Origin of the sequence: [Clostridium] citroniae WAL-17108 (assembly GCF_000233455.1) — a bacterium.
Taxonomy (GTDB): Bacteria; Bacillota; Clostridia; order Lachnospirales; family Lachnospiraceae; genus Enterocloster; species Enterocloster citroniae.
Genome location: NZ_JH376423.1, coordinates 262,929 through 277,001, shown reverse-complemented (window position 1 = coordinate 277,001; position 14,073 = coordinate 262,929). Strand labels below are relative to the sequence as shown.

Below are 14,073 nucleotides of genomic sequence, written 5' to 3'. Positions count from 1 at the left end.
ATGGGTGTTCTTTGCTGAAAGCTCACATATAGCCTGCTTTCAATACATATTCATATCCAAACCGCACATACTACCATTATTAGGAGGTGTGTCTTATGGATCCCAATGAAACCGTTTGCTTTTGCAATGATGTTACCCGCGGCATGATCAAAGATGCCATTGCTGCAGGGGCCAAAACCCTGGAAGATGTACAGGAAGCAACAGGAGCCGGCACCGCATGCGGCGGATGCCTTGATGATATCCAGGCGATCATTGACGAGTTGGCAGAATAATTCATCTTTGACCGTGCCCCCATGGAATTGCCATTAATTCCATGGGGCACTTATCTTCCAGAAACTGCTAAGCGCAGGATCTAATTAATAGAAAGGTATCCGGGATCAACATATTTTGTAAGCCAAACCCCATTCTCCGACAAGTAGAAATCAGCCCCATCCCGGCACATTCCGGCTGCATCCACCTTGATCACCACAGGCTCCCCATGGCGCTTTCCGACTTTCAAGGCCGTATCATAATCCTTTGAGAGATGAACATATAAACGGCTCATGGGTTTTAAACCCTTTGTCTTTATGCTCTCCATGAATCGGGTGGCTGTTCCGTGATACAATACATCCGGGGGAAGCATCTTTTTCAGCTCCACGTCCACAGCAATGCTGTGCCCCTGATTTGCTCTGATCCGCGTATGTCCTTCATCGAATCCATACCGATTCTTTTTGTCTTCCCGAACAATCTTTTCCAGCAGATCCAGATCAATAAATCTGCCCGTCCCATTAATGCCATGGATCAGCTCATTTACATCTGCCCAGCCATGTTCGTCCAAAGTTACACCTGCGGCATCCGGTTGATGACGAAGCACCAGACTTATAAATACACTTAATCGGTCATTACTTTTCATGAATTTTCTCCTTTAGTTAACGTATTTCACGATCAAACTCCAATAGTTCCGCTTCCGTGTTGGAATCCACAAAGTGTTGTATTGCCTCGGAAACGCTGTCTGCCTGGGCATTATTTGCAACAATACCAGCTAACCCCAAAACAATGATCTGATGGATATCTTGTTCATCAAGTTCCGCCACTGATACATTAAATTTGTTTTGCAGTTTTGCCAGCAGACTTTTTACTACCATCCGCTTCTCTTTTAACGAATGCACCCAAGGTGCATGTAATTTTATCGTTATTGTCAGAATCATCATATGATTACACCTCGTTCATCAAAAACATAATTCATAAACCACGGCCCCGGTGCATATAATTAGCTAAATACAAGCAAGAGGTATGCCATTGTATGAAAATCCAAAATAGAAGTGCTTTTATCATATCAATCCTTATCCCCCTGGCTGTTGGTGCCGTCTCTGCGTTAATAGGCGGAAATATGTCAACATACGCCGCATTAAACAAACCAGCCTTAAGCCCTCCCGGATTTGTCTTTCCTGTCATTTGGACCATACTTTACATCCTAATGGGATTTTCATCATATATCATCTATTCTTCAAGCCGTCCCAATAAGACAAACGCATTTTTACTTTATGGCATTCAGCTGTTTTTTAATTTTTTCTGGAGCATAATCTTCTTTCATTTTAAAGTTTACCTGTTTGCCTTTATTTGGCTCATAGCCTTAATCTATATAATAGCCATTATGATAAAGCATTTTTATATTGTTAGTCCTTTGGCTGCTTATTTACAGATCCCCTATTTCCTATGGTGTATATTTGCCGCCTACTTAAATTTATCCATATTGATATTGAATTAATACTTTTTACAGCACCGTCTTGCCATGCTCCCCGCTTAGATCCTATAATCTTAAGGTGGGGAGTTTCAATCTCCTCCCGCCTTAAAATTATAAACAGGCTTTGCCTAAAGAATACTACAAAATCCGCCAACTATCAATATGCAGAACAGCAGGCTCCAATGAGCCTGCTGTCCATAGTATGATCCGTTATGATATTATTCAAATACCGCACAAATATGAATTACAGATAGAATACCGCACAGAGAACAGTTGTAACAATACCAAAGAGGACTACTAACGGGAAACCGCATTTTATAAAGTCCTGAATATTGTATCCACCAGCTTCCATAACGATCAGGTTGTTTCCGGCACCAAATGGGGATGCGAACACACCAGATGCACAGATACTAACAAGCATTGCGCCTGCAAGAGGATTGATACCAGCTGCCTGGCAAAGCATAAGGGCAATTGGAAGAACCAGTACAGTTGCAGAAGAGTTCATCAGGAACTGAGTGATCAGCAGCTGAAGGGCAGCAATACCGCCAAGCAGGGCGATTGGAGAAAAGCCTGCAAGAACAGGTGATAACTGGGTTACGAAGAACTCAGCTGCTCCAGTGCTGACAAGTGCCTTACTAATTGGGAAAACGCCTCCCACAAGGAATACGGAAGAGATCGGGATTGCCTTAATAGCTTCATCCATGGTGATACATCCTGTTAAAACAACAAGCACGGAACCAATAACGCCTGCAAGCATGATCGGAATAACGCCGGTTGCCATTGCAAGGATTGTAAATACGAAAATAGCTGCACAGTAAGGCATCTTTTTCAGGTTGTAATCTTTTGTTCCGTCCACATTGACATCGATATCTCTGTCAGGAAGCAGTTTAACGCCAACGAACATCATGTATAAGATACCAACAATCAGTAACGGAACGCCGATCTTTGCATATTCAAAAAATGCAAACTCAGGAAGTCCATTATCCTTCAAAATACCATTTGCAACAATGTGAGGTGTGGTACCTGCAAGAGTGATACATCCGCCCAAAGAAGCAAAATAGGAAAGTGCAAGTAAAAGTCTGGATCTCTTAACGCCAGCCTTCTCGGCCATAGAACTAACGATTGGCATCATGCATGCCGTGGAGCCTGTATCGTTTAAGAATGCAGAAAGTCCGCCGGCTACAATACCGGTTCCTGCCAGCAATCCTTTTTCATTCTTTCCCAAAACTCCGATGATCTTTGTACCAAGAAAATCAGCAAGCCCGGTTTTAAAGAATGCGGAACCAATGATACAGAAGCAGATCATGAAAATGGATGTGGAGTTGGTGAAATCAGCAAAGGCTGTATCTGCCTTAATGATTCCGAAAAGTGCAAGAGCGGTAGGAATGATTGCTCCTGTAATAATAATGGGTATTGGTTTAAAAACTAAAAGAAATATGGTGATAACAAAAATCACACAGGTGATAGTTGCTTGTACAGACATAACATAACCCTCCTCTTACTATCTTAATGATTCGATCAGTCCTCAACAGACGCGCGGAATGCCTTAAGTTCATCCTCTTGCGTATTGACTGAGATGGAGCAATCAGGCCCCAGAATAAACGGCTGGTCTTTCATTCTTTCAATGGCATTATGGGCCATTGCACTTATTTCTAATGCTTTATTTTGGCCGAACAGCCGTTCATCACAGCCGCCCATTGGCGTAATCTTTCCAATCCAGTTTTTAGCGCTATCCAATTTTACATTTCCTGTTGCGGATTCCGCCCAGTGAAGGATATCAATCGGATAGTCGGTAAAGTACTCAGGATTTGAATTAATTCCGCAGGTGTGAACCCATATCTTCGCAGGTTTTAAAGCATCGATCAGCATAAGATCATATTTTCTGACGTAACGCTCCCACTCTTCCTTTGTAAGATAACCAGTTCTTGCCAGTGCCGCCGAACTATAAAAAATACCGTAGAGCCCTGTTTTCACCAGTTTCTCCCCGTATTTTGCCAAAGAAACGGTAATGTTTCTCATAGCCTGATCGGTAAGCTGCGGATAATCTTGAATCGCCCTCACTAAGCCTTCCTTGGATGTGGGTCGATATCTTCCGGAAGCAATTTGTCCAAAAAACATTTCAAACACCGCGCCCGGACAAAAAATCGTATGGAAAACAGGAGTGCCTTTAGACCCAGCGATCACTTGTTTCACTGCGTCTATCTGCTCAAGAAATACATCCTCATTTCCTGTCAGCTCAACAATTTTTTCTAATTCTTTTCCAAGGTTCTCATCCCCATGAAGCAACGGGTCTATACATGGCGCAACAACCGATCCCATGTAATCGTCATAGGAGTATTTCTGCCCCCATGCTTCGCAAAAAGAAGAAGCTCTGGGTTGAAGTTTGATATAGTCCCAGTCATATGTATTCTGAAATTCAAGCATTTTATTTGCAAATCTTTCAGCTCCGCTATGTTCATCTTCTAAAAAATGTCTCCATGCAGATACCGGAACACGATCCGCCTTCTCTCCGTTTAAAACTGCCTCCAGCCTTTCTTTTTTAGACCACATGCCCTTTCCCCCTTTCATAAAATTTTAATATCACAAATAAACCCGCGTTGATTGTTTATTTACTATTAGATAATATCACTATTTTTGTCGAATTAGAATCACAAAAATTAGATATATTGTATCTAAAAATTAGATATCAAAAAAAGGCAACAAAACATTGCCTTTAATTGAAAATTATTTAGTAAGATTTTAGGATGATTTAGCTCATAAACAAGCATCAAAATGCTTTAGGAGGAGGGGTGGGAATTTTCAATCATCTCCCTGCAAAAGCTGATAAAATGCGCGGTGGCGGATGACAGCGGATGCTCTGATGATACGATAACATGCCTGTCAGCACTGACATCACCGCTTTTTTCCCCTTCAATATCTACAAGCGGACGTACAAAGACATCTTTTGCCGCCAGATCTTTCACATCAGATATACAGACAATCCCAATGCCTGCCATGGCCTGCGCCAGCATAACAGTATAAAGCCTTGAACCCGATACACAGGTAATGTTAGGGTTAACTCCAAACTTTTGGAACGATAACCGTAAAACGTTTTCAAATGTTCTGGGAATGGCAAGAGGGATATTATCTAAATCCCGAATGGATACCTTATCAACATCCTCGGATATCCACGGGTTGCCTTTCGCGCAACAGACATGGAACTTCTGCTTGATCACCAACTCTTTCCTGACCAACGGCGACATGGCTTTACGCTGTCTGATAAAACCAACATCGATCTTATTCTGTATTAAAAGTTCTATGATTTCTTCAGACGGCCGTTCAAAAATACTATACCCGATCCGCGGATGGGCGATCTTAAAATTTGTCAGGATATTATTAAGGACAAGGTCAGGATGGGCCATGGTAAGTCCGATCCTTACGGTTCCGATCACCCCGTTTAATAAACAATCAATATCTCTGTGTGCGGTTTCTTCACAATGTGCGATCTGCTTTGCGATCGGATACAGGATCTTGCCCGCTTCCGTCAATTCCAAGCCCTTTGACTTTCTGATAAACAGCGAAGCATTATATTCTTTTTCCAATAGCTTTACCTGGTTAGACAGCGCGGACTGTACAATATGTAATTCTTCCGAGGCTTGAGTCAACGTCCCGTAATCAGCAATCATTATAAAATTTTTATAATATTCAACATTCATATTTATTTGCATGGTGTTTCAAATGCAATACACCACAACCTCCTTAATACCGCCAAATTTCAAAGATAGAATATAAGAGAGATTTCAGTCATTCTCTATCCGCAGAGCCAATGACCGACATCACCCTAATGTCTTTTATTATACCACATTTTGCGGTAAAGAGAAAGGCTTGTGTTCTTTTATGCGGATTACGGCGGGGGATGTCCTCGATTCTGAGTTCATATGCCGTCAATGGATGTAGTAAATATCCTTTTTGACCGTCATGTCCCCATCATTGATATCCGGATGATATTTGTAGCCAAGGTTTAATTTGCACTTGGAGGTATACTGTAAATAACACCGTTTATTTTTTCTTCTTTTCTTTCCCCCATCTTCATCACTCCATTGTATATAAGGCGTTCTGCCCGTTGTTTTAGGCAAATCCTATATTGTCCTTTTCCAATTTTTTAATATGACGATTCCTAAAACCAGCCATCATAAGGTTCTATTCTTCTATATCTGCAATTTTTAATTCTATTAATGACTTTTCTTCACCGAGCCCTGTCGAACTCAACATTCCTATATACAAATGCATGAACAGTGGCTTCTCCGATTATCAGTGGTGCAAGGAGCACGGTATCCATCCGGAAACCTTTTACAACCGGGTCCGTAGACTTAGGAAGAAGGCCTGCTGTGAAATCCCTGAGTTGATTTCCAAAGAGGAGCCTTCACCTGCTCCGATTCAGGAAGTGGTATGCTTAAATATTTGTAAAAGGCACTTGATTTAAGGAAGGGGCGGAATTCGGTATTAACCGACTGCCCCATAAGTATTAAGCTTAAATTTTTAAATTGCCTGAACTACTAAGATACGCAAAAAGTATTGCAAGAAATTGACTAGAGGTTGGCCTTCTATCTAGCCTATGACCAGCCAGTTTTTGAAGAAGGCGTGGCTCAGATCTCCATGCTACTTGCGATAAAGTCCTAATATTTCGTTCTACCGAATTACATGATGTTTGATACTGTTTCGCGATTTCAGGATATAGACATTTAGTAACAGAATGTATGCACTCCTCATCTTCTTTCATAAGCAAAAGAGCATATTCCGTGTAACGATATCCGATATAATGCAAGTCTGCTCCAAGCAGAGTCAGTAATGTATGTATTTCTGAAGAATCAAATACGGGTTTATGCAGCATCTCCATTCCTCCTTCCTATCAAAATTTTCAACTCCTTGAAGAAGATCAGAATCTCTTCGTCTGTTAATAAAAAAACATAGTATACCAATGTCATGGCAGAAAATCCATACTTTCCATGTTCTTGATCAATATATGATCGCGGCGAGACACGTAGGGCTTCCGCCATATATTCTTGAGAGAAAGCATGAAAGTTACGGTACATATGAATTTGACTTCTTAAATAGTCTTGAAACATAAGCTTTTTCTCATTCATGAAGATTCCTCCTACATTCTACAAGTATGTAAAAATTATATCGTTAATTGGAAAAATATGCCATGAGGTACGCTTCAGAAGGGTTTCAATGTGTGATATTACTTTTTATAAGTTAAGTATTTTACTTTTATAAAATATGTTACTTTCTAAAACTCTGCCAGATTGTGATTATTTTATCTATAATGATTATAACATATTTATTGGATTCATATCCTTCAATATATGAAATATTTACAAAATTTTGCTATATAATTAATTGATATCAGACAAATGCAGTCAGTCAATACCTATATCACAATATTTTAACATAAAAGAATCTCTCTCTAGCCCCATAAGGATTTATTTTTTATTCATTATTATTTACCCTCAGTGGACAAGGGGATACACGCCCCAACCGCCGTGTTTTGGCGGCTGGCCGCGTTAACGTCAGTCGGCGTACACCCAGTACGCCTCCATCCGTTGCCCTGCCAGCCGCCAAAATACGGTGATTGGGGTCCGAAGGAGTTTTGCCCCACAATCAAAGACTGTAACAGACGTGATATTAGAAAAAAAGCAAAAAGAAAAAGCCCAGAAACCTTATAAAATAAGGACTTCTCGACTTTCTTCGGGTTGGGCTATTCGTTAAAATAGTCAGCAGGGGAAGAGGGGCTCGAACCCCCATCTACGGTTTTGGAGACCGCTGCTCTACCATTGAACTATTCCCCTATGGTCTGTTGTATTTCCGAACCTCAATTAGAATACCACATGTTTTGAAAAGTGTCAACCACTTTTTAAAAATAAGCGACTAAATTATACATACAATTCTAAACAATTCACAACATCAATGACACAGTTATATTTCTGTGCTAATATAGTTAGAAAGACAGGTGATTTGATATTTCTATAAAATAAATCAGTTATGAGTCACCGCATAAAGAGGCAGGAAGGTCTATCGGAGGGAAACATGAAAATTATGGGGAAATGGAATAAACGCTTCGGGTATACCGCTGTTTTTCTGGCAGTTAATCTTATTGCGATTCTGTTGTTGGGAAAAAAGGAATCCTTTTATATCCAAAACGCCATGGCCGCTCATGGTGAGGAAAACATACGCCAGATCGATGGGGTCATGAATAATTATATCCACTCCTTCCAGCTGTTCTCCCACATGATGGCCAGGGAGACAGAGGACAACCGTGATCCCGATGACGTCCTGGACTACTTAAAATCCATTGACTCGGAAATGCTGGACATTGAAGGGGATACCTTTGACGGCCTTTATATGTATTATCAGGGCCGTTATCTGTACAGCTGGGACACGCCTTACTCTGAATATGAAAGCACCGGCTATACAGCCACAGAGCGTCCCTGGTACAAGGATGCCGCGGCAGGAAAGGGGGACATTGTCTTCACTCCTCCATACATGAGCTATGCCAACCATTATATCCTGTCCACGATTTCCCAGCTTCAGCCGGATCAGCAGACCGTCTTTGCCTATGATATCAAAATGGGGAATATTCAGAATCTTGTATCTTCCCTGGTAAGCTATGACCGTGAGCAGATGATGATCTTTGATGACAACGGAACCGTGATCGGAAGCACCAACTCCGACTATCTCGGAGGGAACCTTTGGGATTCCCTGGAAGATATCAAAGCTTCCATAGAGGAAACCAGGGCTTCCATAAAGGAAACCGGGGCTTCCATAGCGGAAACCGGGGCTTCCCCGGAAGAAACAAAGGCCGGCCCGGAGCAGGAGCATATACCTGCAGCTGCCGGCAGCCTTTCGGACGCACAGACAGAAAAGCTAAAGGAGCAGATTCAGTCCGCAGAAGCATTTCTCTCTTTCAGGAAAGGCATTGATGCCGGCCTGTCCAATCTTTTGGACCAAACATCCACGGTTCTCACCGTAAAATCCGGGAACAGCACCTACTTTGGATATCTTCAGCCCGGGAATGGTTACCACTCCCTCACCCTGGTACCCGTGGCCTCCATGCTGAAGTCCTCGGTCCAGATCTGGCTGGTCCCTCTCCTGCTTTTGGAACTTCTCCTTTTCTACATCCTTGGGCGTATAAGCAAGGACCGGAAAAGCCGTGAACTGAAAGCAGCATACATAGAGCTTGGACAGACGCAGCGGCGCCTGGAACTGGCCCTGTCCGTTGCCCAGAAGGCGGCTGCCATAGATGACCTGACCGGCATGATGAATTTTAAATCATTCCGGAAAAATGTTGCAGAATACCTGAATTCCATGGAAAAGGACGAATCCGGGATCCTTATTATGCTGGACGGAGACCGCTTTAAAGCGATCAATGATAATTACGGGCATTCCGTTGGCGATGAAGTCATCAAGCTGTCCGCCCAAATGATCGTTGGGCGTATCCGCACCATTGACCTTGCCTCCCGGCTCCATGGAGATGAGTTTGCCATATTCGTGTCCAAAACAGAGGACTATTCCGTGGCCAAACGGATCATTGATGATATCAATCATACCATCGCCGCAGAGGCATCCCGGAGAAATATGCCTCCCATTACCCTGTCCGCAGGGGCTGTTACCGCCCGCCAGGGAGACAGCTATTCCCAGCTGATCAAAGCAGCGGACGCGGCCTTATATCGGGCCAAGGCAACCCACAACGGCGGTTTCTCCTATGCTCCCCCGGCCTGAAACCGCAATTGTCCGGATCCGCTCTCCTAGATCACGCCAATGGCCTCCCGCACATTGGCCACTCCAATTATCTTAATCCCCTCCACCGGCTTCATCTTATCCGCGCACACCTTTGGCAGCACGCAGGAGGTAAAGCCCAGCTTGGCAGCCTCGCTCACCCGCTGCCCTGCCTGGGACACGGCTCTCACCTCTCCTGACAGTCCCACCTCTCCGAATATCAGCATCTTTGGGTCCACCGGCCGGTCTTTATAACTGGAGATGATGGCCATGACAATGGCCAGATCCAATGCAGGTTCATTCATCTTCATGCCTCCGGCAATGTTGACATAGGCGTCCAGACGGGACATCTCGTAGCGGCACCGCTTTTCCAGAACAGCCATCAGAAGATTCACCCGGTTATAATCCGTACCCGCGGCCGTGCGCCGGGGCATACCGAAATTTGTCTCGGTCACCAGGGCCTGGACCTCCAGCAGAATGGGCCTGGTGCCCTCAAAGGAACAGGAAACCACTGCTCCTGAGGCCTCCTCCGGCCGGCCGTCCAGCATATATTCGGAAGGGTTCTCAACCTCCACCAGCCCCTCCTCCTGCATCTCAAACACGCCGATCTCATTGGTGGAGCCAAACCTGTTCTTTACACCTCTCAAAATCCTGTAGGAAGCATGCCTGTCCCCCTCAAAGTAAAGCACCGTGTCCACCATATGCTCCAGCACCCTGGGACCGGCCACCACACCCTCCTTGGTAACATGCCCCACCACGAAGATAGCGATCCCGCGGCTTTTGGCGATCTGCATGAGAATACTGGTGGACTCCCTTACCTGGCTGACGCTTCCCGGGGCAGAGGATATCTCCTCCCGGTACATGGTCTGGATGGAGTCAATGACTGCGATCTGGGGCTTTTCAGCGTCTATGGCCTGTTCAATATGTTCCAGGCTGGTTTCACACAGGAATTTCAGTTCCCCTGTCACGGGTCCGATACGGTTTGCCCTCATCTTAATCTGCTTCAGCGACTCCTCACCTGATATGTATAACACTTTCTGCCCCGCTCCGGCCAGGTGCCTGCACACCTGAAGAAGAAGGGTGGATTTCCCTATACCCGGATCCCCTCCCACCAATACCAGGGAACCTGCCACAATACCATCTCCCAGCACCCGGTCCAGCTCCCGGAAGCCAGTGGGGATCCTGTCCTGCTCATCCAAATCGATTTCCGATAAAAGGGATGGCCTGGCTGTCAAAGCTGCCGGCTTTGAGCTGCCGCCCCCCATGCGTCCAAGACTGCCGGCCGGCGTTTTGGACACCGGCTCCTCCACCAGGGAGTTCCATTCCTTACACGCTGGGCATTGTCCCATCCATTTTGAAGATTCATATCCGCACTCTTTACAAAAAAACGCGGTTGTCCTTGCTTTTGCCATTCTTTCCTCCCGGATTCCTTTTGTCAGCCAATACGCCGTATATGATCTGCTCTGTATAGAAACAGGCTGGAATCTCTTCCAGCCCGCTTCCTGCATATTATACTCTCCTGATCGCCTTGACATTGACTGCCAGGCCCTCTTCCAACTCCACGCTTACGCTGAGCTTACCGCTCATGTTGGTCTTCATATTGCCCACGGCTGCATCGTTTACGTAAACTTCGTAGTCTGTATCATTCTCCAGCTGAATCGTGATCTGCGCATCCTTGCTTCCTTCTACTGTGAACTCCACGCCCTCATCCGTAACCTTGAAATGCTCTGCTGCGGTTCCCGGAACAGATTCATATACAAACATGTCATTGCGCTCCAGCTTGGTAATCTCATTGTAGGTCTTGACCTTGTACATATCCCCTTGATATTCAAAATCGGACTTCTTTGCCTTTTGCCCTAACGTATAATTGCCAAAACTAATGGTGCCATCCTGCTCTGTGCAGATTAATTCTTCAATGACCGGCATCTTCTTATCCTCCTGCTAAATGTGCTTAAGTAACTTCCTCATAAAAATTATACATCAATACCAAACAAATAACCAGTGAAAATATTCTTAAATTGATTTCCTTCTCATTAAGCCTTTGTAGCAGCGGTTGATTTCTTTTTTCCCGGCGTCTTGCCGGCGTCTCCCTTAGCCGCCTCTGTCTTGGTACCGGAAGTCCTGCGCTTTGGAGCTGCTTTGGATTTTGATGTAAAGGTCAGCTTTTCTCCGTCAAACCCTACCTGAACCGTATCACCGGCCTTTATGCTGCCATCCAGCATTTCCTCGGCCATCTTATCCTCCACCAGATTCTGGATCGTACGTCTCAGCGGCCTTGCGCCGTATTTCTCATCATAGCCCTTATCGATCAGGTATTCCCTGGCTTCATCGGTCACTGTAAGTTCGATTCCCAGCTGGTCCTTGCTGCGCTTTCCGATGGTACTCAGCATGATGTCCGCAATTCCCTTGATATGATCCTTGCTCAGCTGGTGGAATACGATGATCTCATCGATCCTGTTTAGGAATTCCGGCTTGAACAGACGTTTCACCTCGTCCATGACCCGTTCCTTCATAAAGGTATAATCAGCCTTTGCGTCACTGGCCGCACCAAATCCAAGGCGCTTCGGGGAAATGATATTCTCCGCGCCCGCATTGCTTGTCATAATGATAATGGTATTCTTAAAATCGATCTTGCGGCCCTGCGCATCCGTGATATGTCCGTCATCCAGCACCTGGAGCAAAATGTTAAACACATCCGGATGGGCTTTCTCTATCTCATCAAACAGGATCACGGAGTAGGGATTCCTGCGTACCTTTTCACTGAGCTGTCCGCCCTCATCATAGCCCACATATCCTGGCGGGGATCCGATCATCTTGGACACACTGTGTTTCTCCATGTATTCAGACATATCCACCCGGATCAGTGCATTCTCTGTTCCAAACATGGCCTCGGACAGGGCTTTGGAGAGTTCTGTTTTTCCAACGCCCGTGGGGCCCAGGAATAAGAAGGAGCCAATGGGACGTCCCGGATCCTTAAGCCCTACCCTGCCTCTTCGGATAGCCTTGGAAATGGCGGTAACCGCCTCCTCCTGCCCTACCACGCGCTGATGAAGGATTCCCTCCAGGTTCTTCAGGCGCTCGGACTCTTCCTCAGCCAGCTTGCGCACCGGTATCCTGGTCCATCCGGAAACCACATCAGCGATCTCATTATCGCTTACAAGCAGTTTCTTTGTTTCCTTTTCCTTCTGCCATTTCTCCATGGTCTGATTGATCTTTTCACGCAGCTTTTCCTGCTTGCTCTTGATCTCTCCCGCCTTTTCATAGGCTTCCTTTTTAATGGCCTCTTCCTTGCTCTCTTCCAGTGCCTCTATCTCTTCCTCGTATTCCTTGATCTTGGAAGGTTTTGTATAATTGGCAAGCCTTACCCTGGAGGACGCCTCATCGATCAGGTCAATGGCTTTGTCCGGCAGGAACCTGTCATTGATATAACGGCTGCTCAGCTTCACGGCAGCTGCCAGGGCCTCGTCCGTAATCTCCACCTTATGGTGTTCTTCATAGCGGCTGCGAAGCCCCCTTAAAATGGCCACGGATTCATCTTCCGTGGGCTCGTCTACGGTCACAGGCTGGAAACGGCGCTCCAGCGCGGAGTCCTTCTCAATATATTTGCGGTATTCGTTGATGGTGGTGGCGCCGATAAGCTGCAGCTCTCCTCTTGCCAGGGATGGTTTCAGGATATTGGACGCGTCCAGCGCGCCCTCCGCTCCGCCGGCTCCGATGATCGTATGGATCTCATCGATAAACAGCAGCACATCCCCTGAATCGATCACTTCAGAGATCACCTTCTTAATCCGCTCCTCAAACTCTCCCCTGTACTTGGAACCGGCAACCATACCGGACAGGTCCAGGGTCATGACCCTCTTGTCCGCAATGGTTTCCGGCACATTGCCGGAAACGATCATCTGGGCCAGCCCCTCCACAACAGCGGTCTTGCCCACGCCCGGTTCTCCGATCAGGCAGGGATTATTCTTGGTTCTGCGGCTCAGGATCTGGATCACCCTCTGTATCTCCTGCTCCCGTCCGATCACGGGATCCAGCCTTCCGTCCGCCGCCAGCTGTGTCAGGTTGCGGCTGTAGCTGTCCAGGGTTGGTGTGGCATTGCTTTTTCTGCCTCCCTTTGCGCCTGAAATATCATCTTTTACAGCAGGGGCATCCTCCCCCATAGCTGCCAGCAGATCGATATAAAGCTTCTGGATGCTGACACCAATGGTGTTGAGAAGCCTGCTTGCCACACAGTCGCCTTCCCTGAGGATGGCTATAAGGATGTGCTCCGTTCCTATCTGTGCCGCCTTAAAACGCACTGCCTCCCTGTAGCTGTTCTCTATGACCCTGCGGGCCCTTGGGGTATATGCGGTCTGGTTGGTAGTCTGAATGGTGGGATTAGGCGCGATCAGCTGGCTTACCAGTTCGATCACCCGATCCTCCTCCACCCCATTGTCCTCCAGCACCTTGGCCGCAACGCCGGTTCCTTCCTGCAGCAGGCCGATGAGAAGATGCTCCGTGCCCACATATCCATGGTTCAGGCTCTCCGCCACGCCCACTGCCAGTCCCAGCGCTTCCTGGGCCTGCTGTGTATATCGTTCCATCATAAGTTTTAT

Annotated in this window: 13 protein-coding genes and 1 tRNA gene; 3 read left to right on the top strand and 11 right to left on the bottom strand. The window is 46.0% G+C overall.

Going from position 1 to position 14,073, the window contains the following annotated elements; translation table 11 throughout:
* The first annotated feature begins 95 nt into the window (after positions 1–95).
* The gene (locus HMPREF9469_RS16460) at positions 96–272 is read left to right on the top strand and encodes a (2Fe-2S)-binding protein (protein WP_007863857.1); all 177 of its coding nucleotides are present in this window, start codon (positions 96–98) and stop codon (positions 270–272) included.
* A gap of 80 nt (positions 273–352) precedes the next feature.
* Here the strand turns inward: HMPREF9469_RS16460 and HMPREF9469_RS16455 are convergent, their stop codons facing one another.
* Together HMPREF9469_RS16455 and HMPREF9469_RS16450 are read right to left on the bottom strand one after the other, a co-directional pair.
* Complete coding sequence (locus tag HMPREF9469_RS16455) at positions 353–892, bottom strand: RNA 2'-phosphotransferase (RefSeq protein ID WP_007863856.1); 540 nt, start codon at positions 890–892, stop codon at positions 353–355.
* Positions 893–908: 16 nt separating this feature from the next.
* Positions 909–1,190, bottom strand: a complete 282-nt coding sequence (locus tag HMPREF9469_RS16450; RefSeq protein WP_007863855.1) for a DUF503 domain-containing protein — start codon at positions 1,188–1,190, stop codon at positions 909–911.
* A 92-nt stretch (positions 1,191–1,282) separates the two neighbouring features.
* On the opposite strand from HMPREF9469_RS16450, the gene HMPREF9469_RS33820 reads away from it, so the two are divergent.
* Positions 1,283–1,747, top strand: a complete 465-nt coding sequence (locus HMPREF9469_RS33820) for a TspO/MBR family protein (RefSeq protein WP_007863854.1) — start codon at positions 1,283–1,285, stop codon at positions 1,745–1,747.
* Between the two features lie 220 nt (positions 1,748–1,967).
* Here the strand turns inward: HMPREF9469_RS33820 and HMPREF9469_RS16440 are convergent, their stop codons facing one another.
* The 6 genes from HMPREF9469_RS16440 to HMPREF9469_RS16410 all read right to left on the bottom strand — a co-directional run bounded on the left by HMPREF9469_RS16440 (position 1,968) and on the right by HMPREF9469_RS16410 (position 7,551).
* Positions 1,968–3,206, bottom strand: a complete 1,239-nt coding sequence (locus tag HMPREF9469_RS16440; RefSeq protein ID WP_007863853.1) for an SLC13 family permease — start codon at positions 3,204–3,206, stop codon at positions 1,968–1,970.
* A 35-nt stretch (positions 3,207–3,241) separates the two neighbouring features.
* Positions 3,242–4,273 (bottom strand): uroporphyrinogen decarboxylase family protein, encoded by a 1,032-nt coding sequence (locus HMPREF9469_RS16435; RefSeq protein WP_007863852.1) that lies wholly within the window; start codon positions 4,271–4,273, stop codon positions 3,242–3,244.
* Between the two features lie 227 nt (positions 4,274–4,500).
* Positions 4,501–5,388: a LysR family transcriptional regulator gene (locus HMPREF9469_RS16430; RefSeq protein WP_242827923.1), complete on the bottom strand. Its 888-nt coding sequence runs from the start codon at positions 5,386–5,388 to the stop codon at positions 4,501–4,503.
* Positions 5,389–6,233: 845 nt separating this feature from the next.
* Positions 6,234–6,593, bottom strand: coding sequence for a sporulation initiation factor Spo0A C-terminal domain-containing protein (locus HMPREF9469_RS33815; protein ID WP_007863850.1), 360 nt, complete (start codon positions 6,591–6,593; stop codon positions 6,234–6,236).
* A complete protein-coding gene (locus tag HMPREF9469_RS16415; protein WP_007863849.1) occupies positions 6,583–6,846 on the bottom strand; it encodes a hypothetical protein in 264 nt (87 codons plus the stop codon). Before HMPREF9469_RS16415 ends, HMPREF9469_RS33815 begins: the two co-directional genes overlap by 11 nt.
* Positions 6,847–7,480: 634 nt before the next feature.
* Positions 7,481–7,551, bottom strand: a tRNA-Trp gene (locus HMPREF9469_RS16410).
* 238 nt (positions 7,552–7,789) lie between these two features.
* On the opposite strand from HMPREF9469_RS16410, the gene HMPREF9469_RS16405 reads away from it, so the two are divergent.
* The gene (locus HMPREF9469_RS16405; RefSeq protein ID WP_007863844.1) at positions 7,790–9,481 is read left to right on the top strand and encodes a sensor domain-containing diguanylate cyclase; all 1,692 of its coding nucleotides are present in this window, start codon (positions 7,790–7,792) and stop codon (positions 9,479–9,481) included.
* 26 nt (positions 9,482–9,507) lie between these two features.
* Here the strand turns inward: HMPREF9469_RS16405 and radA are convergent, their stop codons facing one another.
* The 3 genes from radA to HMPREF9469_RS16390 all read right to left on the bottom strand — a co-directional run bounded on the left by radA (position 9,508) and on the right by HMPREF9469_RS16390 (position 14,064).
* On the bottom strand, positions 9,508–10,890 hold the full coding sequence (gene radA, locus HMPREF9469_RS16400; RefSeq protein ID WP_040416687.1) for a DNA repair protein RadA: 1,383 nt from the start codon (positions 10,888–10,890) through the stop codon (positions 9,508–9,510).
* Between the two features lie 97 nt (positions 10,891–10,987).
* Positions 10,988–11,404 (bottom strand): hypothetical protein, encoded by a 417-nt coding sequence (locus HMPREF9469_RS16395; RefSeq protein WP_007863841.1) that lies wholly within the window; start codon positions 11,402–11,404, stop codon positions 10,988–10,990.
* Between the two features lie 107 nt (positions 11,405–11,511).
* A complete protein-coding gene (locus HMPREF9469_RS16390; RefSeq protein ID WP_007863839.1) occupies positions 11,512–14,064 on the bottom strand; it encodes an ATP-dependent Clp protease ATP-binding subunit in 2,553 nt (850 codons plus the stop codon).
* Between the last annotated feature and the right edge of the window lie 9 nt (positions 14,065–14,073).

Coding starts and splice junctions, on each gene's coding strand:
- HMPREF9469_RS16460 (WP_007863857.1), top strand. CDS start 96: ATGGATCCCAATGAAACCGTTTGCTTTTGCAATGATGTTACCCGCGGC.
- HMPREF9469_RS16455 (WP_007863856.1), bottom strand. CDS start 892: ATGAAAAGTAATGACCGATTAAGTGTATTTATAAGTCTGGTGCTTCGT.
- HMPREF9469_RS16450 (WP_007863855.1), bottom strand. CDS start 1,190: ATGATGATTCTGACAATAACGATAAAATTACATGCACCTTGGGTGCAT.
- HMPREF9469_RS33820 (WP_007863854.1), top strand. CDS start 1,283: ATGAAAATCCAAAATAGAAGTGCTTTTATCATATCAATCCTTATCCCC.
- HMPREF9469_RS16440 (WP_007863853.1), bottom strand. CDS start 3,206: ATGTCTGTACAAGCAACTATCACCTGTGTGATTTTTGTTATCACCATA.
- HMPREF9469_RS16435 (WP_007863852.1), bottom strand. CDS start 4,273: ATGTGGTCTAAAAAAGAAAGGCTGGAGGCAGTTTTAAACGGAGAGAAG.
- HMPREF9469_RS16430 (WP_242827923.1), bottom strand. CDS start 5,388: ATGATTGCTGATTACGGGACGTTGACTCAAGCCTCGGAAGAATTACAT.
- HMPREF9469_RS33815 (WP_007863850.1), bottom strand. CDS start 6,593: ATGCTGCATAAACCCGTATTTGATTCTTCAGAAATACATACATTACTG.
- HMPREF9469_RS16415 (WP_007863849.1), bottom strand. CDS start 6,846: ATGAATGAGAAAAAGCTTATGTTTCAAGACTATTTAAGAAGTCAAATT.
- HMPREF9469_RS16405 (WP_007863844.1), top strand. CDS start 7,790: ATGAAAATTATGGGGAAATGGAATAAACGCTTCGGGTATACCGCTGTT.
- radA (WP_040416687.1), bottom strand. CDS start 10,890: ATGGCAAAAGCAAGGACAACCGCGTTTTTTTGTAAAGAGTGCGGATAT.
- HMPREF9469_RS16395 (WP_007863841.1), bottom strand. CDS start 11,404: ATGCCGGTCATTGAAGAATTAATCTGCACAGAGCAGGATGGCACCATT.
- HMPREF9469_RS16390 (WP_007863839.1), bottom strand. CDS start 14,064: ATGATGGAACGATATACACAGCAGGCCCAGGAAGCGCTGGGACTGGCA.